A 21,685-nucleotide genomic window follows, 5' to 3' on the forward strand; every position below is an offset into this window, starting at 1 on the left:
CATACCGTTCGTGCGCGGTCCCCGTCGCCGGTGCGCTGGGACCGGAGCGGAACCTGAGCAGGCTTCGGTGAGGAACCCCCTCGCCGACCGGACGGCCTGCGGTGCCGGCCCGGGAAGCGGGTACCGTGGGGATCGTGACAAAGGAAGGCACCACGGAGTGGCCGGTACGGATCCACAGCCCGCGGCTGGTGATCCGGCCGCCGGGCGATGACGATCGCGGATCGGTCATCCGGCTGATGACCGATCCGGTGACCCGTGAATACCTCGGCGGTGCCGTGGACTATGCGTCCCGGCAGGCGCTGGAGCTCTCGCCGCTGGGCCTGACCTGGGGGCGCTGGGTGCTCGCCCTCGCCGAGGACGACATCATGATCGGCTCGATCACCCTCGGCTACGACCGCGGGGAGCTCGAGCTCTCCTATGCGCTGCTCCCGGAGTGGACCGGCATGGGGTATGCGGCGGAGTCGTGCATCGCCCTGCTCGGCTGGGCACGCAACGAGCTCGAGGACGAGCAGGTCATCGCCATCACCCAGACCCGCAACAAGCGCAGCGTGGCCCTGCTGCGCAAGCTCGGGTTCACCGTGCGCAAGGGGCTCGAGGAGTTCGGCGCCCAGCAGCTGCTGCTGGAGCGTGCTCTGCACGATCCGCTGCCGGAGCACGCCCAGCCTCTGCAGACCGCGGCCGATCCGCCGCCTCCGACCCGGCGCTGAGTGCCGGCCCCGAACATCCGCGGCTGGCCGCTTCGCACCGGGCCACAGCGGCTCTCAGCCGCGCGCGACGGGACAGCTCATGCAGCGGGGACCGCCGCGACCGCGCCCCAGCTCGTCGCCGTTGAACTCCAGGACCTCGACGCCCTGGGCGCGCAGGTACTCGTTGGTGGCCGCGGCGCGCTCGTAGGCGACGACCTTCCCGGGGGCCAGGGCGAGCACGTTGCAGCCGTCGTCCCACTGCTCCCGGGCCGCGGCGTACGCATCCAACGGCGGGGTCAGCACGCGCAGCGCGGGGACCCCGAGCCCGCGGGCCAGCACCTGGTCCATCTCGGCGGCGGGACGCGCACGGGAGACCAGCCGGTCCCCGGGACGCTCGATCTCGAAGGTCTCCAGCGGCTCCAGCGCCCCGAACCGGAGCATCGACTCCTCGTCGACGAGGGTGGTGACGGTGTCCAGATGCATCATCGAGCGACGGTGCGGCAGGGCGATCGCGACCACCCGCTCCACGGAGCCGTCCGCGAGCAGATCCGCAGCCAGCCGTTCGACGCCGACGGTGCTGGTGCGCTCCGACATGCCGACCGCGACCACCCGCGGGGACAGCATCATCACGTCGCCCCCCTCCACCGTCGCGGCTCCCGCGCCGTCCCGGCCGACGATGCGGCGGGGCCCGGAGGCGCCGGCGAACCGGGGGTGGTGGCGGTAGATCATCTCCAGATGCAGGCTCTCGCGGCGCCTGGCGGGATGGCGCATGGGACTGGCGGAGACCACGTCCCCGATCCAGGCCGAGGGGTCCCGCGTGAACATGTGATTGGGCAGCGGGTCCAGGACCAGCTGCTCCTCCCCCGCCCGGTGCAGGGCGATCGAGCGCGGCCTCACCCCCAGGGCGCCGAGCTCGCCGACGGTGATGCCGCCGATGAGCACGTCGACCAACGGACCGGGGGCGAGATCGGCGAGGGCCTCGTGGAGGTCCTGCACGGCGATGTCCCCCAGGACGCCCGGGTCCAGGGCGCGCGTCAGCAGCTCCTGGCGCAGGGCGGGATCCTCCAGGAGGTCGGTGAGCAGACGCGTCAGCTCGAGCACCTCGACGCCCTCGCCGCGCAGCAGATCGCTGAACTGCCGGTGCTGGGCCCGGGCCCGGTCGAGCCAGAGCACCTCGTCGAACAGCAGCCCTTCCCGGGAATCGGGGGTCAGCCGCTCCAGCTCCGGCCCCGGTCCGTGGACGATCACGCGGCGCAGCGGTGAGATCTCGTCGTGCACTCCGGTCCGGTGCTCTGCTGCCACTGCCATACGAACTCCTCGGTTCTCGACCTGCGCACCCTCGGCGGTGAGGGCACGTCCTCTCGGCGCTGCGTGCACGCTAACAGAGCGCAGCACCGCAGGCGGGCGGCACGGCGTGCACGGTCGAGCGCACGATGGCTACGCTGGTCGGGTCCGTGACCACCCGCCCCAGGAGGACCCTGTGACTGCGACCGCGCCGTCCATCCCCACCACCACGCTCGCCGACGGCACCGATTTCCCGCTGATCGGCTTCGGCACCTCCAGCATGAAGGGCGTCGAGGGTGCCCGCGCGATCGCCGCGGCCCTGCGCGCGGGCTACCGGCTCATCGACTCTGCGGCCCAGTACGGCAACGAGGCCGCGGTGGGCGCGGGGCTGCGCGACAGCGGCGTGGATCCCGACCAGGCGCTGGTGACCACGAAGATCGCCGGCGGGGACCAGGGCCGGGAGGCCGCTCGCGAGGGTTTCCTGGCCTCGCTGCGCCGACTGGGTCTGGAACGGGCCGCGCTGGTGCTCATCCACTGGCCGAACCCTTCCCGGGGCCTCGCCCTGGAGACCTGGCGCACCCTGATCGACCTCCAGGAGGAGGGTCGGGCACTGCACATCGGGGTCTCGAACTTCCGGCCGGAGCAGCTGCAGGAGCTGATCGACGCCACCGGGGTGACCCCCGCGGTGAACCAGATCCAGCTCTCCCCCGCCCTGCCCCGTCCCGAGGCCGTCGCCTTCCACCGCGAGCACGGCATCGTCACCCAGGCCTGGGGCCCGCTGGGCGGGCGCGAGGGGCTCTCCGGGCAGTTCGCCCTGCAACGCATCGCGCGCAAGCACGGCGTCACCCCCTCGCAGGTCTCGCTGCGCTGGGCGGTCGATCAGGACATCGTGGTGATCCCGAAGTCCCAGGATCCCCAGCGCCAGCGGGACAACGCGTCCCTCGAGGCCCTCCGCCTCGACGCGGAGGACCGCACCCTGCTGGCCTCGCTCGATCTGGGCGAGGACGCCGCCTGGGACTCCCGCGAGCACGAGGAGTGGTGACCGCAGGGGGCCGCTTCACCCCGGGCGCGGCGCACCGGGAGATCGTCTTCCTCACCGGATCCGGGATCAGCGCCCGCACGGGTCTGGGCACCTTCCGGGGTCCGGACGGTCTGTGGGCCCTCGAGCCCGAGACCGAGGAGGCGATGCATGCCGACCTGCTGCCCGGCTCGCTGCCGCAGCTGTGGCGGGTGTGGGGCGGGATGGCGCGCATCGCCCGTGGCCACGGTCCCACCCCGGGCCATCGGGCGATCGCCCGGCTGGGCGCCCCGGTGATCACGCAGAACATCGACGGCCTGCATCAGGCGGCCGGCAGCGAGGTGGTCGCCGAGCTGCACGGCAGCGCGCTGCGTGCGGTGTGCCTCGAGCTGCGGTGCACCTGGTCGGCGCCGCTGTCGCCGGGCGAGGGAGCGCGCGCCGAGGACCACGGGGTGCCCGGCGCCTGCCCGCTCTGCGGCGCACCGACCCGGCCTGACGTGGTGCTCTTCGACGAGCAGCTGCCGCAGCACGCCCTCGAGCTCGCGATGCGGCTGGCGCAGCGGGCGGATCTCTTCGTGGCCGTCGGCACCAGCGGGGTGGTGTTCCCCTCCGCGCAGCTGGCACCGCTGGCGGCCTCCCACGGCGCCACCACGGTGCTGATCGACATCGCTCCTCCCGTCGGCTCCCGCACGCTCTTCGACCACGTCATCGCCGAGGACGCCCACGAGGTGCTGCCGGACTGGGAGCGACGGCTCCACCGCGTGGGCGGCACCTCGTTCCTGGATCCCTTCCTCGCCTGACGGGCCCGGTCCCGGAGGATCGCCTCAGATCCAGATCGCGGGATCCATCTGCACGTCGGGGTGGGCGCCGCCCGCCCGCACGGTGGCGGGGATCCCGACGGCGGTGGCCCCGGCAGGCACGTCCTTGACCACCACGGCGTTGGCGCCGACCTGCGCGCCCTCGCCGAGGACCACCGGTCCGAGCACCCGGGCGCCCGCCCCGATGGTCACCCCGCTCTCGACCGTGGGGTGGCGCTTGACGCGATCCATCGAGCGGCCGCCGAGCGTGACCCCGTGGTAGAGCATGACGTCGTCGCCGACCTCGGCCGTCTCCCCCACCACCACGCCCATGCCGTGGTCGATGAAGAAGCGGCGACCGATCCTCGCCCCGGGGTGGATCTCGACCCCGGTGACCGACCGGGCGCCCTGGGCGAGGACCAGTGCCGGCAGCCGCGCCCCGCGCGCCCACAGCCGATGGGCGACCCGATGGGTCCAGATCGCGTGCAGACCGGGAGAGGTCAGCAGGATCGCCAGGTCATCGGTGGCGGCGGGGTCGCGACGGTGCGCCGCCGCGAGGTCCTCCCGGACCGTCGCGACGGCGTCCATCACCCGATCCAGCGGGTTCTTCGCCATGGGTGCGGCCGTCTCGTCAGTCCGCGTACTCGGCGTACAGCGGGGTGGAGAGGTAGCGCTCGCCGAAGGACGGCACCACCACCACGATGGTCCTGCCGGCGAACTCCTCACGGGAGCCGACGCGGACGGCGGCCTCGATGGCGGCGCCGGAGGAGATGCCCACCAGCAGACCCTCGGTGCGGGCCACGGAGCGGGCCCGGTCCATGGAGGCCTCGGCGTCGATGTCGATGACCTCGTCGTAGATCTCGCGGTCCAGGATGCTGGGCACGAAGTTCGCGCCGAGGCCCTGGATCTTGTGGGGGCCGGGCTGGCCGCCGGTGAGGATCGCGGACTCCGCCGGCTCCACGGCGATGATCTTCACCTCGGGCTTGCGCTCCTTGAGCACCTGGCCGACGCCGCTGATGGTGCCGCCGGTGCCGATGCCGGCGACCACCGCATCCACGGTGCCGTCGGTGTCGTTCCAGATCTCCTCGGCGGTGGTGCGGCGGTGGACGTCGACGTTGGCGGGGTTGTCGAACTGGCGGACCTGGACCGCGCCGGTCTCGGCGGCGATCTCCTCCGCCTTCTCGACCGCGCCCTTCATCCCCTTGGACGCCTCGGTGAGGATCAGCTCCGCGCCATAGGCGCGCAACAGCATCCGGCGCTCCTTGGACATCGACTCGGGCATGGTCAGGACCACCTTGTAGCCGCGGGAGCCGCCGATCATCGCCAGCGCGATGCCGGTGTTGCCGCTGGTGGCCTCCACGATGGTGCCGCCGCTGTGCAGCTGGCCGGATGCCTCGGCGGCATCGATCATGGCCACGCCGATGCGGTCCTTGACGGAGCTGGCGGGGTTGTAGAACTCGAGCTTGGCGACGATGGTGGCCGTGACCTCGTCGCCGAGGTGGTTCAGCTTGACCAGCGGGGTGCGGCCGACCAGTTCGGAGACGTTCTCGTAGATGGGCATGCTTCTCCTCGACGTTGCACGAGCCGGCGGCTCTAAGGTGACCTTTGTTCGATCATAACCTTTTCGTCCGTGCAGATGCTGGGCGTCGCAGGATCCGCGTCGCCGAGGTGCCCGATCAGCGCCTCAGTAGACCATCCCCATGAACTCGCGGACCTTCGCGAGCGTCGCCTCGGCCTCGGCGTTCGCCGTCGCGTTGCCCGCGCGGAGCACCTCGAAGAGGTATCCGGGATCCCGCTCCAGCTCTGCCCGCCGGGCGCGCACCGGCGCGAGATGCTCGTTGAGCACCTCGGCGGTGCGGAGCTTCAGGGTGCCGGCGCCGCGATCGCCGATCTCCTCGGCGATCTCCTCCGGGGCCCGACCGCTGGCCTCCGCGGCGATGGTCAGCAGGTTGGCGACCTCGGGGCGGCCCTCCGGGTCGTAGGTGATCCGCCGGTCGGCGTCGGTCTTGGCCTTCTTGATCTTCTTCAGCGTCTCGTCGGCATCCATCCGCAGCATGACGGTGTTGCCGCGGGACTTGCTCATCTTGTGCTCGCCGTCCAGCCCCAGGATGGTCGGGGCCTCGGAGAGCAGGGCATCGGGCTCGGGGAAGAACGCCTCCCCGCCGGCGTAGCGCTCGTTGAAGCGGCGGGCGATGACGCGGGTCTGCTCGATGTGCGGCAGCTGGTCCCGGCCCACCGGCACCAGGTTGCCGTGGCAGAACAGGATGTCGGCGGCCTGGTGGACGGGGTAGGTCAGCAGCAGCCCGCCCATCGCGGACTTCCCGGCGGCCGCGAGCTCGGCCTTCACCGTGGGGTTGCGCTCGAGCTCGGGCTGGGTCACCAGGGAGAGGAAGGGCAGCATCAGCTGGTTCAGCGCCGGCACCGCGGAGTGGGTGAAGATCGTCGAGCGCTCCGGATCGATGCCGACGGCCAGGTAGTCGGTCAGCAGCTCCCGCACCGACCCCCTGATGTCGCCGATGACCTCGCGGTCGGTGATCACCTGGTAGTCCGCGACGATCACCCACGTCTCCACCCCGGCGTCCTGGAGCCGGACGCGATTGCGCAGCGAGCCGAAGTAGTGGCCGATGTGCAGGGCGCCGGTGGGGCGGTCGCCGGTGAGCATGCGCAGCCCCGAGGGGTCGGACCCGATCTGGGACCAGATCCTGTCGCTGCGCTGCTGGGCGGTGTCGTAGCTGGTGCGGGTGTCGTTCGGTGCGGTCACCACACCATGCTAGCGGCCTCCTCGGGCGCCGCCGCGGTCGAGCCGCGCACGATCAGCTGGGGTCGCACCACGACCTCGGTCCGTGCCGGGCGGCGCGAGTCCTCGCCGCCCCCGAGCGCGGTGCGCACGGCGGCGCGGGCGATGGAGCCGACGGCCTGGCGCACGGTGGTCAGCGGCGGGCTGGTCAGCGATGCCCAGAAGACGTCGTCGTACCCGGCCACCGAGACGTCGCGCGGGACGCTGAGCCCCTGGGAGCGGACCCCCTCCAGCGCGCCGGCGGCCATCACGTCGGACCCGCAGAGGATCGCCGTCGCCCCGCGGTCCACGAGATCCCTGGCCGCCTCGTATCCCCCGGCGTAGGAGAAGTCGGTGAAGGAGACCGGCTGAGGCCGCTCGCCCCAGTCGGCCGTGACGGCCTCGAAGACCCGCAGCTTCTCGCGCACCGGCCAGGTGTGCTCATCGCCCACGGCCAACCCCACCTGCTGGTGCCCGAGCTCCTGCAGGTGGGTGAGCACGGCGCGCACCGCGTGCTCCTCGTCGCTGGAGAGGAAGGCGGCGTCGAGCTCCTCCCGGACCCCGTTGATGAGCACCAGCGGTGTCCCGCCGGCGATGATCTCGCGATAGTGGTCGACCGGCCCGCGGTGCTGGGCATGGTGCCCGGAGACGACGATGATCGCGTCGACCCCGCAGTGCAAGAACCTCTGCAAGAATTCTCGCTCCCGTTCCACGGTGCGGGCCCGAATGGCCACCAGGGCGGTGGCGCCGCGCTCGAAGAGCTCGGCCTCGATGCGCTCGGCCCAGGCCGCGAAGACCTGGTTGTCCAGGTCCGGGACGAGCACGCCGACCAGCGGCCCCGAACCGCTCGCCCCCGGGCCCAGATCCCGTCCCAGACGACGTGCCACATCCAGCACGGCCTGGCGGGTCGCCTCGTTCACCCCGGCCTTGCCGTTGAGCACCCGCGAGACCGTCGCCTCGCTGACCCCGGCGGCCCGGGCGATGTCGATGAGTCGTGCCATGCCCTCCCCCTCCCGGACCGCGCGCGTCGTCGCCCGTGGCCGAATCGATACCTGCAAGTTCTTGCGCATTCTTGCACAGGGAGGGGTCCTCGTTCTAGTGTGGGGGCATCGAGCGCCGCCACGAGAGGCGGCAGCTCCACGATTCAAAGGAGAAGACGTGCAGATTCGTCGAAAGAGCTTCCTCGCCCTCAGCGGCCTCGCCGCCGGCACCACCCTGCTCGCCGCCTGCGGCGGCTCGGACACCGATGGCGGCACCGGCGATGGCACCGGTGGCGGTGCCTCCGACGGCGGCGGGGCCGCCGGCGGTTCCTCGGCCGGCCAGCTGGTCATCTGGGCCGACGAGGAGAAGGCTCCCGCGCTGGAGCCCTCCGCGAAGGCCTGGGGCGAGGAGAACGGCATCGAGGTCGTCGTCGAGGTCGTCCCCGGGGACGAGCTGCAGGGGAACTTCGTCACCGCCAACCAGGCCGGCAACGGCCCGGACGTCACCATGGGTGCCCACGACTGGATCGGCAACCTCGTGCAGAACGGCGCGATCTCGCCGGTGCAGCTTCCCTCGAACGTGGCGGACACCATCGCGACGGTCGGCGTCGAGGCCGTCACCTACGACGGGCAGACCTACGGCGTGCCCTACGCGGTGGAGACCCTCGCGCTGTTCGCCAACAACGAGCTGACGGACGTCGCGGAGCCCGGTTCGATCGAGGAGCTCATCTCCGCCGCCGAGGCCGGCGGCGCCGAGAACATCCTCTCGCTCCCGATCGGCGAGTCCGGCGACCCGTACCACATGCAGCCGATCTACACCTCGGCCGGCGGCTACCTGTTCGGCAAGGACGCCGAGGGCAACCTCGACCCCTCCGATCTGGGCGTGGGCAAGGAGGGCTCCCTCGTCGCGGCGGACAAGATCTCCGAGCTCGGCGAGAAGGGCGTGCTGAAGAACTCCATCACCGGCGACAACTCGATCTCCCTGTTCGCGGAGGGCAAGGCGGCGTATCTGATCTCCGGCCCGTGGGCCCTGGCCGACGTGCGCGATTCGGGCATCGACTTCACCGTCTCCCCTGTCCCCGGCTTCGAGGGCATGGAGCCGGCGGCGCCGTTCGCGGGTGTGAACTCGTTCTACGTGGCCTCGAATGCGGCCAACGCCGGCTTCGCCCAGCAGTTCATGACCGACATCGCGAGCTCGCCCGACGTCGCCAAGGCCATGTACGAGGCCAATCCCCTGCCCCCGGTGAACCTCCAGCTGCGTGAGGAGATCGCGAGCTCGGACGAGCACGTGATGATCTTCGCCGAGGCCGCCGAGTCCGCGGAGCCGATGCCCGCCATCCCGGCGATGTCCGCGATCTGGGAACCGCTGGGCATCGCCCAGGCGAACATCGTCGGCGGCGCGGACCCGCACCCGACCATGGAGTCCGCGGGCGAGGAGATCACCGCCGCGATCGGCTGATCCGACCGGAGTGATCCGCCGCCCCCGCCGCCCTGCGGCCGGTGCGGCGGATCGCTCCGCTGCCTGCCCCACCACCCGCCACCCTGACTCCTCTACTGTCCCTCGAAAGGCAGAGTCGCCTCATGACCTCGACGCATGCCCCCGCGCACCGGACCCGGTCCACCTCGGTCCCGGCCGTGGTCACCCGCATCGCGGTGCTCGGCATCACCCTCGCGGTGACGGTCTTCATCGCACCGGTGCTGATCTCCCAGCAGTCCTGGATGTGGCTGGCGGTGCTGGTGCTCGCCGCCATCGCCATCTTCGCCCTGTACTCCACGAAGCGCTTCGTGCCAGGCAAGTACCTCTTCCCGGGCACCTTCTTCCTCTCCGTGTTCCTGATCCTCCCGATCGTGCTGACGATCGGGTACTCGTTCACGAACTACGGCGACGGCACCCGCGGGACCAAGGAGCAGGCGATCGGCTCGATCGTCGCCAGCTCCGTCCAGCAGTCGGCCGACTCGCCGCGGTACACGATGACGGTGGCGACCTCCGGCTCCCCCACCGAGGGACCGTTCGAGCTCTACCTGGTGAATCCCGACGACGGCACCGTCTACCACGGTGATGCCGAGACGCCGCTCGAAGAGGTCGACTCCGGAGCGGTCACCGTGGCCGACGGCCGGGTCACCGAGGTCGAGGGCCTCACCGTGCTCGACGCCGGCCAGGTGAACACGATCTACAACGAGCTGATGGAGCTCGCGGTCCCGGTCGACGACTCCTCGGCCGTCCGCCCCCTCGGCGTGAACCAGGCCTTCGTGGGCACCACCGTGCTGCAGTACGACGAGGCGACCGACACCATCACGGACACCTCGACCGGCGAGGAGTACACCGTCGGGGAGGTCGGGGACTCCCAGTACTTCGTGGACTCCTCGGGCGAGCGGGCGTTCTCCCAGGGCTGGCTGCAGAGCGTGGGCCTGTCCAACTACGAGCGGCTGTTCACCAACGCCACGGTCGCCGGGCAGTTCTTCTCGGCCTTCGTGTGGACCCTGGTGTTCGCGGGCGGCTCGGTGCTGCTGACCTTCGCACTGGGCTTCGCCCTCGCCGTGATCCTCAACGATCAGCGGCTGAAGGGCCGCCGGTTCTACCGGTCGGTGCTGATCATGCCGTACGCGATCCCCGGCTTCATCTCGCTGCTGGTGTGGTCGAACTTCTACAACCGCGACTTCGGCCTGATCAACGAGATGCTCGGCCTGGACCTGGACTGGTTCGGGGATCCGAGCCTCGCGAAGGTCGCGGTGCTGCTGACGAACCTGTGGATGGGCTTCCCCTACATGTTCATCGTCTCCACCGGCGCGCTGCAGGCGATCCCGGACGAGCTGACGGAGGCCGCCAGGATGGACGGCGCCTCGCCCCTGCAGGCCACCAGGAAGATCGTGCTGCCGCTGCTGCTGGTGGCCGTGGCCCCGCTGCTGGTCTCGTCCTTCGCCTTCAACTTCAACAACTTCAACGCGATCGAGCTGCTCACCGAGGGCGGTCCGTTCCCCGACGGCTCCGGCCGCGGCGCCACGGACATCCTGATCTCGATGGTCTACCGCATCGCCTTCGGCGGCTCCGGAGCCGACTTCGGCTTCGCCTCCGCGGTCTCGGTGTGCCTGTTCGTCCTCACCGGCGTCCTGGCCGCCATCCAGTTCCGATTCACCAACGTCCTCGAAGACATCAACTGAGCCCGCGGAAGGGGTCCACCATGAGCTCCACCACAGCTCCGCAGCGCGGTGCGAAGCATCGCATGCCCTTCAGCCGCTGGTTCGCCGAACTCGGCTGGCGGCACGTCGTCGGCGCGGCGGCGATCGCCTTCGCCATCTTCCCGATCATGTTCGTGATCTCGGCGTCGCTGAACGAGAGCGGTTCGATCGCCGCCGCCGGCCTGCTCCCCACGGAAGGGGTCACCCTCGAGCACTATGTCGCGATGCTCAGCGGCGAGCGCGCGAACTTCCTGCGCTGGTACCTCAACACGATCATCGTGTGCGGCGTCGTCGCCACCGGCCAGGTCTTCCTCTCGCTGCTGGCCGCCTATGCCTTCAGCCGTCTGCGCTTCCGCGGTCGACGCGGCGGCATGCTCGCGGTGCTGCTGATCATGATGTTCCCCGCGATCCTGTCGATGATCGCGGTGTACACGATGATCGCGGGCCTGGGCGAGGCGGTGCCGATGCTGGGCCTGAACACCCTGGCCGGCTACATCGCGGTGCTGATGGGCGGCGCCTTCGGCCAGGTGTGGCTGCTCAAGGGCTTCTTCGACACGATCCCGAAGTCGCTGGACGAGGCGGCGATCATCGACGGGGCGACCCACTGGCAGACCTTCCGCAAGATCCTGGTGCCGTCCATGACCCCGATCCTGGCCACCACGCTGCTGCTGGCCCTGGTGCTCTCGTTGAGCGAGTTCCTGATCGGCTCGATCTTCCTCACCGACGATTCGAAGAAGACCCTCGCGGTGGGCATGTACGGGATGTTCTCCTCGGACCGCTCGAACAACCTGGGCGTCTTCGCCGCCGGCTCCGTGATGGTCATGATCCCGGTGATCATCCTCTACCAGTTCCTGCAGCGGTACATCGTCGGCGGCTCGACCGCCGGTGCTGTGAAGGGCTGATCGACGTACTGCGACGAAGGAGCGGTAGGAGACCAGCAAGAACACCGAGGCTGACCGCCGGCCCTGCGACATCCGCCGCCCCGCCGTCCTGCCGCCCCACCTCCGCGCCGGCGCCCTGCGGCTGCGCCTGCGCGCAGCGGACGCCGGCGCGAACATGATCCGCGCCTCGCGCGCCCCCTGAACCTCGCCGTCACCCCCGACCCGCCGACGCGGGCCGGGAGGAGACGGTGCCCCGCACCCCCTGCACCACCGGAAGGACCCTTGATGACCACGTCGCCCCTCACCGCTCCCCTCGCCGCTCCGCGGCCCTCCGAGCAGGAGAGCACCCCCGAGAAGCAGTGGTGGCGCGATGCCGTCGTCTACCAGGTCTATCCCCGCTCCTTCGCCGACTCGAACGGCGACGGCATGGGAGATCTGCCCGGCGTCACCGAGCGTCTGCCCTACCTGCGCGATCTCGGCGTCGACGCGATCTGGCTCTCGCCGTTCTACACCTCTCCGCAGAAGGACGGCGGCTACGACGTGGCCGACTACATCGACGTCGACCCCCGCTTCGGTTCCCTCTCCGACGCCGACGAGATGATCGGCCGCGCCCACGAGCTGGGGTTGAGGGTCATCGTCGACATCGTCCCCAACCACTCCTCCGATCAGCACGTGCTGTTCCAGGAGGCGCTGGCGGCGGGCCCCGGCTCCCCCGAGCGCGACATGTACGTCTTCGCCGAGGGCAAGGGCGAGGACGGCGAGCTGCCGCCGAACAACTGGACCTCGATCTTCCACGGCCCCGCCTGGACCCGGATCACCGAGGCGGACGGCACCCCCGGACAGTGGTACCTGCACATCTTCGACACCAGCCAGCCGGACTGGAACTGGGAGAACCCGCGGGTGCACGAGCTGTTCCGGGACGTGCTGCGGTTCTGGCTGGACCGCGGCGCCGACGGCTTCCGCGTGGATGTCGCCCACGGCATGGTCAAGCCCGAGGGCCTGCCCGACGCCACGGTGAACGCCGAGGGACTGATCGACATCCCCGAGGGCGAGGTGCCGGTCTACTTCGACAACGACGGGGTGCTGGACATCTACCGCGAATGGCGGCCCATCCTGGACTCCTACGAGGGCGATCGCATGCTGGTCCTGGAGGCATGGATCCCCGAGCAGCGGCTGCCCCTGTACATCGGCGACGACAAGGCGCACCAGTCGTTCAACTTCGGATTCCTGCAGGCGCGCTGGGGCGTGCAGACGATGCGCGCGGCGATCGAGAAGCCGCTCGCCCTGGCCGACGCCGTGGGCTCCCCCACCACCTGGGTGCTCTCGAACCATGACGTGATCCGCCACGCCAGTCGCTACGGGTTCGCCCCCGACCACGCGTTCGGCGAGGGTCTGGCCCGCGACGAGGTGCCCGATGCGGAGCTGGGACTGCACCGGGCCCGCGCGGCCACCCTGCTGATGCTGTCCCTGCCCGGGGCGGCCTACCTCTACCAGGGCGAGGAGCTCGGCCTTCCCGAGGTCCGCGACATCCCCGACGAGCTGCGGGAGGATCCCGCCCACCTGCGTGCCGGAGTGCCCGGCCGCGACGGCTCCCGCGTGCCGCTGCCCTGGGTCCGGGACGCACCGGCCCTCGGCTTCTCCTCCACCGGTCGGAGCTGGCTGCCGCAGCCGGAGGTCTTCGGGGAGCTGGCCGTCGACGCGCAGGAGGGCGTGGCCGGTTCGACGCTCGAGATGTACCGCACCGCGCTGCACCTGCGTCGCGAGCTCGGCCTGGGCCGCCCCGACGGCGGCGTCACCTTCCTCCGGGACCTGCCGGGCGGCGTGCTCGGGGTCTCCCGCGGGGAGGTCACCGTCCTGGTCAACACCACCGACGCCGCCGTGGTCCTGCCGCCGGGGCCGCTCGCCGCGGCCGAGGTGCTGGTGGCCTCCGCCCCCCTCGAGCCGGGCACCCTGCCCGCCGACACGGCGGTCTGGCTGCGCACCGAGTGAGCCCCGGGTCCGCTTCCCGCCACGGGAGTCGGACCGGTCACGCCGGGCCGCGGACGAGCGAGCGTCTCCGCGGCCCGACGTGCTCGCGCCGCTAGGATCGCCTCCATGCGCCCGCCCTCCTCACCGGTCGACCCCGGGTTCGACGTCGTCGTCCTCGGGGCCGGACTGAACTCGCTGAACCTCACCATCGCCTTCCACCGCCAGTACGGCATGCGATGCACCACGGTGATGCGGGTCCCCGTCGCGATGAACCAGCACACGGTCACCAGTGACCAGCTGGTCCTCGGCGCCGACGCCACCGACGAGCAGATGCGCGACGCGCTGCTGGAGCTGGCCGCCGCACGTCCTGCCGGACGCCCGGCCCTGCTGCTGACCAACGCCGACTCCCTGATCGAGTTCATCGACCGCTTCCGCGGCGAGCTCGAGGAGCACTATCTGCTCGCCCAGGTGGACGGCGCGCTGCTGTCCCGCCTGGCCGACAAGGCGGAGTTCGCCGAGATCTGCGACGGGCTCGGCATCGGCACGGTGCCCACCGTGATCGTCGACTTCGCCCGCGCGGAGGAGGCGGGCTGGAACGGGGAGCAGGAGCTGCCCTGGACCTTCCCGGTGGTCGGCAAGGCCGCGAACACCGCCGAGTACCACCACGTCGACTTCCCCGGCAAACGCAAGGTCTTCTTCCTCGAGAGCCGCGAGGAGCATCTCGACCTGGTCCGCCGACTGCGCGCAGCCGGGTTCACCGGACGCTTCCTGTTCCAGGAGCTGATCCCGGGGGACGACACCGCGCAGCGCTCCATCACCGCCTACCGCTCCGCGCGCGGGAAGGTCACGCTGCTGTGCGCCGCCCAGGTGCTGCTGGGCGAGCACACCCCCGAGGCGCTGGGGCGCCCTGCCGCCATGGTCACCGGCGACTTCCCGAGCCTCACCGCGGCCGCCGAGCGCTTCCTGGACGCCGTGGACTACGTCGGCTTCGCGAACTTCGACGTGAAGATCGATCCGCGCACCGGCGCTGAGTGCTTCTTCGAGATCAATCCCCGCATCGGCCGCAACAACTACTACGTCACCGCGGCCGGGGAGAGCGTGGCGCGCCACGTGGTCGCCGACCGCATCCACGACCGGGACCTCGGCCGGGTGGTCGTCACCCGCGAGATCCTCTACTCGATCCTCCCGGTGGCGCTGGTGCTGCGCTACCTGCGCGATCCCGCCCTGCGCGGGCACATCCGCCGCGTGGCGCGCACCGGGCTGCGCAATCCCTTCCGGTACCGTCCGGAGGGCCTGTGGATGCGTGCCTACTCCGTCGTCTCGGGCCTGAACTTCGTGCGCAAGTACCGCGCCGTCTATCCCCGACCCACCGACACCGGATTCTGATCCGGGAAGGACCCGCTTCGATGCCCGATACCCCCGCCCCCTCCTTCGCCGACGCCCCCACCCCGGGGGTGGACCTGGTGCTGCTCGGCGGGGACATCGGGATCTACGCCCTCGCCCGCGCCTTCCACGAGAAGTACCGGACCATCGCCACGGTGGTCACCCGCAAGGTCGCCGGTCCCGTCGCCGATTCCTCGATCCTGCGCACGGTCGAGCTGGGCATGGACGCCACCGAGGACGAGATGGTGCGGGCGCTGGTGAAGGTCGGGGCGGACAAGGCCTCCCGGCCCGGCGGCACCCGTCCGATCCTGCTGGCCAACGCCGACTTCCTGGTGGCGCTGCTGGCCGCGCACCGGGAGCTGCTCGGCACCTACTTCCATCTGCCGCTGCTGGCCGACGAGGTGCTGCATGCGGTCGCCGACAAGGCGAGCTTCTCCGAGGTGTGCACGGAGATCGACGTGCCCACCCCGCGCACCGTCGTGCTGGACTTCGCCGCCGGCACCGCCCCCGAGGTGCCGGAGCTGGAGCTGGGCTGGCCGCTGGTGGCGAAGGCGTCCCGCTCCTCGGCGTACAACGACGTCTCCTTCCCCGGCAAGCGCAAGGTCTTCGAGATCGCGGACCGCCCGCAGCTGCTGGACCTGGTGCAGCGGCTGACCACGGCCGGATACCGGGACCGCTTCGTGCTCCAGGAGATGATCCCCGGCGACGACACGGCGATGCTGTCGGTGACCGCCTACGTCGACACCCGCGGCGAGGTGACGCTGCTGGGCGGCGCGCAGGTGCTGCTCGAGGAGCACACCCCCGGCGCGCTCGGGAACCCGGCCGCGATGTTCACCACCGATCTCCCCGAGGTCTTCGCGCAGTCGGTGCGCTTCCTCGAGCACACCGGCTACCGCGGGTACGCGAACTTCGATGTGAAGATCGACCCGCGCGACGGGGTGGCGAAGTTCTTCGAGGTCAACCCGCGCATCGGCCGCAACAACTACTACATGACCGCGGCCGGGGCGAACGTCGCAGAGCCCGTGGTCGCCGATCTCGTCGAGAATCGCGCGCTGCCGCGTATGCTCACGCACCGCGAGGTCCTGTACTCGATCGTGCCCTGGGCGCTGCTGCGCCGGTACCTCCTCGATGCCGACCTGCGGGCGCGCGTGCGGGCGATCGGAAGGCAGCGCACGGTGCACCCGCTGGCCTACTCCGTCGAGGGCGTGAAGCGCCGCGCGTACGTGCTCGCGGCCCAGGCCAATCAGGTCAAGAAGTTCCTCCAGCACTACCCGCGTCCGTCGGCCGACGGGTTCTGAGCCGACTGCCCCCGCACCGTTCGCACGCCGGTGTGGCGATGGTTACACTGCAGACATGCCTGCTCAGGATTCCTTCGCCATCCGTTCGAACGCCACTCCCGACGGCACCGTGGTCGCTCCCCAGCAGCTGGTGGAGTCGCTCGGCGGGGAGAACCTCTCCCCCGACCTCAGCTGGTCGGATGCTCCGGAGGGCACCCGCTCCTTCGCCGTGACCTGCTTCGACCCCGACGCCCCCACCGGCTCCGGGTACTGGCACTGGGTGGCCTGGGACATCCCTGCCACGACCACCTCGCTGCCCCTCGGGGTGGCCCGGGACGACCCCTCGCTGACCCAGGCGGTGAACGACGTCGGCAACCCCGGCTACGACGGGCCCGAGCCGCCGCCCGGCGGCCCGCACCGCTACCAGTTCTCGGTGCACGCCCTGCCGATGCGGACGCTCGGGGTCACCGCGGACACCCCGCACGTCACGGCCCGCTTCGCGATCTTCTCCCAGCAGCTCGCCTCGGCGACGTTCACGGCCCGCTACCAGGTGTCGGGGTGAAATACTAGGGGGAAACTCTCCGCGACCGGTCGGGCGTGCCACGTGTCCCGCCCCGGGTACCGATCGTAGGCTCGACCCATGGAGGCCAGGACTACCCGCAGCATGCGGCGAGCGCAGAGATCAGACCATGGTCTGAGCCCTCTCATGCGCTCGGGGGACGCGGTGCCCCGCACCGGGTGCGAAGCTCGAGGGGTGAACGTGAACAGGATGCGCCCCGACCCGTCGGCGACCGGCTCCGGGCGCCCGTTGCGGGTGCTGCTGACGACCGACTGGTGGGAGCCCGTCGTCAACGGTGTGGTCGCCTCGGTCCAGACGCTGCGGCGAGAGCTCCTCGCCCTGGGCTGCGACGTCCGGGTGCTGACCCTCTCGCAGGGGATCCGCACCCGGAACGAGGACGGGGTCTACCGCCTCGGCTCAGTCTCCGCGTCGATGGTCTACGACCGCGCCCGCATCGGCATGCCCTCCGGTCGCCGCGCCCTGCGCGACATCCTGCGGTGGAGCCCCGATGTCGTCCACTCCCAGGCCGAGTTCTCCACCTTCGTGTGGGCCCGTCGCATCGCCCGCACCCTCGCGGTGCCGCTGGTGCACACCTACCACACCATCTACGAGGACTACACGCACTACTACTCCCCCAGCCGCACCATGGGCCGCAAGGTCGTGGAGTCCTTCTCCCGCCGGGTGCTCTCGAGGACCGATGCCGTGATCGTGCCGACCACCAAGGTGGCCCGGCTCCTGGCCGGCTACGGGGTGCACCGCCCGCTGCACGTCATCCCCACCGGGCTGGACCTGGACCGGTTCCGGCCGGCTGGCAGCGAGGAGGAGCACGCCGATGCCCGCGCGCTGCGCGCCGCGCTCGGCATCGGTCCCCGCCAGCGGGTGCTGCTGTCCGTCTCGCGCCTGGCCAAGGAGAAGAATCTCGACGAGGTCCTGGAGCTGATCTCCGTCGCGGACCGCGCGGACACCGTGCTGGTCCTGGTCGGCGAGGGACCGTACCGGGCCGAGCTCGAGGCTCGTGCGCAGGCGCTCGGCATCGCGGACCGGGTCCGCTTCACCGGGGTCGTCGCCCCGGCCGACATCCCGCGCTGGTACCGCATGGGGGACGTGTTCGTCGGCGCGTCCCTGAGCGAGACCCAGGGGCTGACCTTCATCGAGGCGATGGCCAGCGGTCTGCCGCTGCTGTGCCGTCGCGACCCCTCGCTCGCGAGCGTCGTGGTCGAAGGCGTCACCGGCTGGCAGTTCGAGGGTCCCGCGCAGTTCACGGCCCGGCTGAACGCGCTGCTCGACGATCCGCGCGGTCGCACGCAGATGGCGCACGCGGCCCTCGAGCACGCCCGGGCCACCTGCGGCGCGCAGGAGTTCGGCCGCAGCGTGCTCGGCGTCTACCAGCAGGCGCGTGAGCGGCGGGCGCCGCTGCTCCTCGGGCGCGAAGCGGTGCCTGCGTGAGCACCTCCACCGGGACCATCCCCCGCCTCCGCACGGCGCCCCCTGCCGAGATCGGCGCGGCGGCACGGCCCGCCGTCCCGTCCCCGGCGGCGGCACGGCCCGCCGTCCCGTCCCCGGCGGCGGCAGCGCCCGTCCGTCGCGATCCGCTGCGGCTGGCCGCACAGCTCTCCCCGCTGCTGGGGCTCGGGCTCGCCATCGCGCTGGTGTGGTGGGGTCTGGACACCGGGGTGCTGCGGTCGCTGGCGAACCTGCAGCAGTTCATCGATTCCCTGGGCGCCTGGGGGCCGGGTGCCTTCCTCCTCGCCTCCGCCGCCTCCGTGGTCTTCCCCCTCGTGCCCGCCGGGCTGCTGGTGATCGCCGGCCCCCTCCTGTTCGGACCGGTCGAGGGGACCGTGTACAACTACCTCGCGGTCAGCGCCGGCTCCCTGCTGAACTTCGCGATCGCCCGGCATGTGGGGCTGGGACTCATCGAGCGCCTCTTCCGCCCCCGCACGGTCGAGAAGTTCCTGGGATGGACCCGCAGCGGCCATTTCACGCGCGCCTTCGCCCTCGCGATCACGCTGCCGGTCGCCCCCGACGACCTGCTCTGCTACCTCGCCGGCACCACCCGGATGCGGTGGCGCACCTACGTGCTGATCATCCTGCTGTGCAAGCCGTGGGCCCTGATCGCCTACGGACTCGGCATCAGCGCCCTCGTGCTGCGCGTCCTGCCCTGGTGAACGGAAACCCCGAGATGGTCAGAAGATCCCGCGCCCGTCGGCGCCTCCGGGCCGGCCGCGTCACCCCGGAACAGGCCCGGGGCGAGACTCCGCCGCTGCGGGTGCTGCTGCCGCGCGGCCTCGCGTCCCTCGCCCGCGAGTCGGGCATCGGCGCAGCGATCCGCCACCAGGAATCGGCGGTGCGGTCGCTGGGCCACGAGGTGGTCACCAACCCGCTGCGGCCCTTCGACGTGGTCCATCTGAACACCCCGTTCCCGGACACGCTGCTGCTGGCCCGCTGGGCACGGCTGCGCAGGCGACCGGCGCTGGTGTGGGCGCACTCCACCGAGGACGACTTCCGCGACTCCTTCCCCGGCTCGAACGCCCTGGCGCCGCTGTTCCGGCGCTGGATCGCGCACCTCTACCGCCGCGGGGACACGGTGGTCACGCCCAGCGCGTACTCCAAGGAGCTGATCTCCGCGCCGAAGTACGGCCTGCGGGCACCGATCCGGGTGCTCTCCAACGGGGTCGACACCGGCTTCTTCCACCCGGACCCCTCGGCCCGGGAGCGGCTGCGGTCCTCCCTCCGGCTCGCCGCGGACGCCCCGGTGGTGATCAGCGTCGGGATGCAGCTGCGGCGCAAGGGGATCCTGGACTGGGTGAAGGTGGCCCGGGCGATGCCCGAGGTCACCTTCGTCTGGTACGGGCGCACCGATCCGCGGCTGCTGACGGCCGAGGTGCAGCGGGCGCTGGCCGGTGCTCCCGCGAACGCGCTGTTCCCCGGGTACGTGCAGGCCGAGCAGCTTCGTGAGGCCTACTGCGGCGCCGATGCCTTCTGCTTCCTCACCACGGAGGAGACCGAGGGGATCGTGCTGTGGGAGGCACTGGCCTGCGAGATCCCCGCCCTGGTGCGCGGCATCCCGCTGTATCGCGACGCGATGCCGGACGGGGTGCTCACGCATCAGGTCACCGGGGACGGACCCGAGTTCGCGGGCCAGGTGGTCCAGAGGCTGCGAGCCCTGCTCGACGGGGAGCTCGCGGATCTCACCGCGGCCGGTCGCCGCGCCGCGGAGGGAGTCGACCTCGACCAGGTGGCGCAGCAGCTGCAGGAGATCTACCGCCTCGCCGGGGTGCTTCCCGCGAACCCGGTCACGAGCGACGCGTAGGCCGCCACAGCACCAGCGCGCTGCTGCTGCGACGCTTCGGTCGCTCGCCGCGGCGCAGGGCGTTGATCTCCCCGTCCCGGTCGGCGGAGAACACCCGGCGCTGGGCGGGGGTCATCCTCTCCAGCCGCTCGCGGACGCTCTCGAGCTGGTCCTGCATCGCGCTGACCTCGTCCTGCAGCTCGAGGATCCGCTTGATCCCGGCGAGGTTGATGCCGTCCTCCTGGGAGAGTCCCTGGATCTCCCGCAGGCGCGCGATGTTGCGGGTGCTGTAACGGCGGCCGCGGCCGCGCGTGCGCTGCGGGATCACCAGCCCCAGCCGGTCGTACTGGCGCAGGGTCTGGGGGTGCATCCCGGAGAGCTCCGCCGCCACCGAGATCACGAACACGGGGGCCCGGTCGTCCAGGCGGTGCGAGCTGTGCATCGGGGTGCTCCTCTCGAGGATCCGGTGGTGGCGATCGGGGCTCAGCGGGCGGCGACCTCGCTGAGCCCGGCCCGCGGATCCTCCTCGGCCAGCGCCGTCCGCAGGTCCTCGACGGCCTGCTTCGCGGCGCCCTCCACATGGGTGGGGACCGCGACCTGGACGGTGACGTGGAGGTCCCCGGTGGACTTCTTGGTCACCAGGCCCTTGCCGCGCACCCTCAGGGTACGGCCGGAGGGCGTGCCCGGCGGGACCTTCACCGAGACGGTGCCGCCGTCGAGCAGCGGGACGGCCAGGGTGGTACCCAGCACCGCCTCGTCGAAGGCGATCGGCACGGTGAGCTTCAGGTTGGTGCCCTCGGCGCTCCACACCGGGTGCTCCTCGACCTCGAGAGTCAGCAGCAGGTCGCCGGCGGGGGCGCCGCCGGGGCCGGGCCGTCCCTTGCCGCGCAGGCGGATCTTCTGGCCGTCGTGCACTCCGGCGGGGATGCGGGTGGTGACCGCGCGGCCGTCGACGGTGAGCTTCAGATCGGTGCCCAGCGCCGCATCGCGGAAGCTGATGCGGGTGCGGGCGGAGGTGTCCGAGCCCTTCGCCGGGGCGCGGTTCGGGGCGAATCCGGCCGCGCCGCCCCCGCCGCCGAAACCGCCGCCCTGGCCGCCGAACATCTTCAGCAGATCGTCGATGTCGGGATTGGCGCCGCCGCCCCCGGGAGCGGGACGGGCCCCGGGATGGGCACCGCCGCCGAACATCGAGGAGAAGATGTCCTCGAAGCCGGCACCGCCGGGGCCGCCCTGGCCCGCGGAGAAGCGGGCGCCGCCGGAGCCCATGGCACGGATGGCGTCGTACTGCTGGCGCTGCTCCGGGTCGTTGAGGACCGAGTAGGCCTCGCCGATCTCCTTGAACCGCTCCTCGGCCTTGGGGTCGTCGGGGTGGTGATCGGGGTGGTACTTCCGGGCCTGCGTGCGGTAGGCCTTCTTGATCTCGGCCGCGTCGGCGTCCTTGGAGACGCCGAGGACCGCGTAGAAGTCCTTGTCGAGCCAGTCCTGTCCGGACATGTGCGTCTCCTTCCGGGAGCCTCAGCTGCGGGATCGAATGTATGGGGTGGAGCGGGTGCGGGGCCTGCCGGGGACCGACAGGCCCCGCACCGTGGGTGAGCGGATCGCTCAGGAGG

At 71.4% G+C, this 21,685-nt stretch carries 20 protein-coding genes; 13 read left to right on the forward strand and 7 right to left on the reverse strand.

Annotated elements, in window-relative coordinates:
- Positions 1-134: 134 nt before the first annotated feature.
- Positions 135-707 (forward strand): GNAT family N-acetyltransferase, encoded by a 573-nt coding sequence (locus CFK38_RS13345; RefSeq protein WP_245851053.1) that lies wholly within the window; start codon positions 135-137, stop codon positions 705-707.
- 54 nt (positions 708-761) lie between these two features.
- Here the strand turns inward: CFK38_RS13345 and CFK38_RS13350 are convergent, their stop codons facing one another.
- Positions 762-1,994 carry an arginine deiminase gene (locus tag CFK38_RS13350; protein WP_096803508.1) on the reverse strand — a complete coding sequence of 411 codons (1,233 nt, stop codon included), beginning with the start codon at positions 1,992-1,994 and terminating at the stop codon, positions 762-764.
- A 172-nt stretch (positions 1,995-2,166) separates the two neighbouring features.
- On the opposite strand from CFK38_RS13350, the gene CFK38_RS13355 reads away from it, so the two are divergent.
- Both CFK38_RS13355 and CFK38_RS13360 read left to right on the forward strand, forming a co-directional pair.
- Positions 2,167-3,012, forward strand: a complete 846-nt coding sequence (locus tag CFK38_RS13355) for an aldo/keto reductase (protein WP_096803509.1) — start codon at positions 2,167-2,169, stop codon at positions 3,010-3,012.
- Positions 3,009-3,788, forward strand: a complete 780-nt coding sequence (locus CFK38_RS13360; protein WP_096803510.1) for an SIR2 family NAD-dependent protein deacylase — start codon at positions 3,009-3,011, stop codon at positions 3,786-3,788. Before CFK38_RS13355 ends, CFK38_RS13360 begins: the two co-directional genes overlap by 4 nt.
- Before the next feature lie 24 nt (positions 3,789-3,812).
- On the opposite strand, the gene epsC is transcribed toward CFK38_RS13360, so the two are convergent.
- The 4 genes from epsC to CFK38_RS13380 form a co-directional block, all read right to left on the reverse strand.
- A complete protein-coding gene (epsC, locus tag CFK38_RS13365; RefSeq protein WP_096803511.1) occupies positions 3,813-4,400 on the reverse strand; it encodes a serine O-acetyltransferase EpsC in 588 nt (195 codons plus the stop codon).
- 16 nt (positions 4,401-4,416) lie between these two features.
- A complete protein-coding gene (gene cysK / locus CFK38_RS13370; RefSeq protein WP_096803512.1) occupies positions 4,417-5,346 on the reverse strand; it encodes a cysteine synthase A in 930 nt (309 codons plus the stop codon).
- Positions 5,347-5,469: 123 nt separating this feature from the next.
- Positions 5,470-6,546, reverse strand: coding sequence for a tryptophan--tRNA ligase (gene trpS / locus CFK38_RS13375; RefSeq protein WP_096804365.1), 1,077 nt, complete (start codon positions 6,544-6,546; stop codon positions 5,470-5,472).
- Entirely contained in the window at positions 6,543-7,562 is a 1,020-nt protein-coding gene (locus tag CFK38_RS13380) for a LacI family DNA-binding transcriptional regulator (protein ID WP_157773493.1), read from the reverse strand. The genes trpS and CFK38_RS13380 overlap by 4 nt, the downstream gene beginning before the upstream one ends.
- A 157-nt stretch (positions 7,563-7,719) precedes the next feature.
- On the opposite strand from CFK38_RS13380, the gene CFK38_RS13385 reads away from it, so the two are divergent.
- The 10 genes from CFK38_RS13385 (at position 7,720) to CFK38_RS13430 (ending at position 20,096) form a co-directional block, all read left to right on the forward strand.
- On the forward strand, positions 7,720-9,000 hold the full coding sequence (locus CFK38_RS13385; RefSeq protein WP_096803514.1) for a sugar ABC transporter substrate-binding protein: 1,281 nt from the start codon (positions 7,720-7,722) through the stop codon (positions 8,998-9,000).
- A 122-nt stretch (positions 9,001-9,122) separates the two neighbouring features.
- Complete coding sequence (locus CFK38_RS13390; RefSeq protein ID WP_096803515.1) at positions 9,123-10,700, forward strand: ABC transporter permease subunit; 1,578 nt, start codon at positions 9,123-9,125, stop codon at positions 10,698-10,700.
- A 20-nt stretch (positions 10,701-10,720) separates the two neighbouring features.
- Entirely contained in the window at positions 10,721-11,620 is a 900-nt protein-coding gene (locus tag CFK38_RS13395) for a sugar ABC transporter permease (protein WP_096803516.1), read from the forward strand.
- Between the two features lie 264 nt (positions 11,621-11,884).
- Complete coding sequence (locus tag CFK38_RS13400; RefSeq protein ID WP_096803517.1) at positions 11,885-13,588, forward strand: glycoside hydrolase family 13 protein; 1,704 nt, start codon at positions 11,885-11,887, stop codon at positions 13,586-13,588.
- Positions 13,589-13,693: 105 nt separating this feature from the next.
- Complete coding sequence (locus CFK38_RS13405) at positions 13,694-14,953, forward strand: carboxylate--amine ligase (RefSeq protein WP_096803518.1); 1,260 nt, start codon at positions 13,694-13,696, stop codon at positions 14,951-14,953.
- A 20-nt stretch (positions 14,954-14,973) separates the two neighbouring features.
- Positions 14,974-16,248, forward strand: coding sequence for a carboxylate--amine ligase (locus CFK38_RS13410; RefSeq protein WP_096803519.1), 1,275 nt, complete (start codon positions 14,974-14,976; stop codon positions 16,246-16,248).
- Between the two features lie 55 nt (positions 16,249-16,303).
- A complete protein-coding gene (locus CFK38_RS13415; protein ID WP_096803520.1) occupies positions 16,304-16,789 on the forward strand; it encodes a YbhB/YbcL family Raf kinase inhibitor-like protein in 486 nt (161 codons plus the stop codon).
- Between the two features lie 207 nt (positions 16,790-16,996).
- Positions 16,997-18,232: a glycosyltransferase family 4 protein gene (locus CFK38_RS13420; RefSeq protein ID WP_245851306.1), complete on the forward strand. Its 1,236-nt coding sequence runs from the start codon at positions 16,997-16,999 to the stop codon at positions 18,230-18,232.
- A complete protein-coding gene (locus CFK38_RS13425) occupies positions 18,229-18,951 on the forward strand; it encodes a TVP38/TMEM64 family protein (protein WP_157773494.1) in 723 nt (240 codons plus the stop codon). Before CFK38_RS13420 ends, CFK38_RS13425 begins: the two co-directional genes overlap by 4 nt.
- A complete protein-coding gene (locus CFK38_RS13430) occupies positions 18,948-20,096 on the forward strand; it encodes a glycosyltransferase family 4 protein (protein WP_245851055.1) in 1,149 nt (382 codons plus the stop codon). Before CFK38_RS13425 ends, CFK38_RS13430 begins: the two co-directional genes overlap by 4 nt.
- Here the strand turns inward: CFK38_RS13430 and CFK38_RS13435 are convergent.
- Both CFK38_RS13435 and CFK38_RS13440 read right to left on the reverse strand, forming a co-directional pair.
- Positions 20,080-20,517 carry a heat shock protein transcriptional repressor HspR gene (locus tag CFK38_RS13435; protein WP_096803523.1) on the reverse strand — a complete coding sequence of 146 codons (438 nt, stop codon included), beginning with the start codon at positions 20,515-20,517 and terminating at the stop codon, positions 20,080-20,082. The two genes, CFK38_RS13430 and CFK38_RS13435, sit on opposite strands and share 17 nt — an antisense overlap.
- 41 nt (positions 20,518-20,558) lie before the next feature.
- Positions 20,559-21,569, reverse strand: coding sequence for a DnaJ C-terminal domain-containing protein (locus CFK38_RS13440; protein WP_096803524.1), 1,011 nt, complete (start codon positions 21,567-21,569; stop codon positions 20,559-20,561).
- Between the last annotated feature and the right edge of the window lie 116 nt (positions 21,570-21,685).

The sequence above is a fragment of the Brachybacterium vulturis genome, from assembly GCF_002407185.1.
Lineage (GTDB): Bacteria > Actinomycetota > Actinomycetes > Actinomycetales > Dermabacteraceae > Brachybacterium > Brachybacterium vulturis.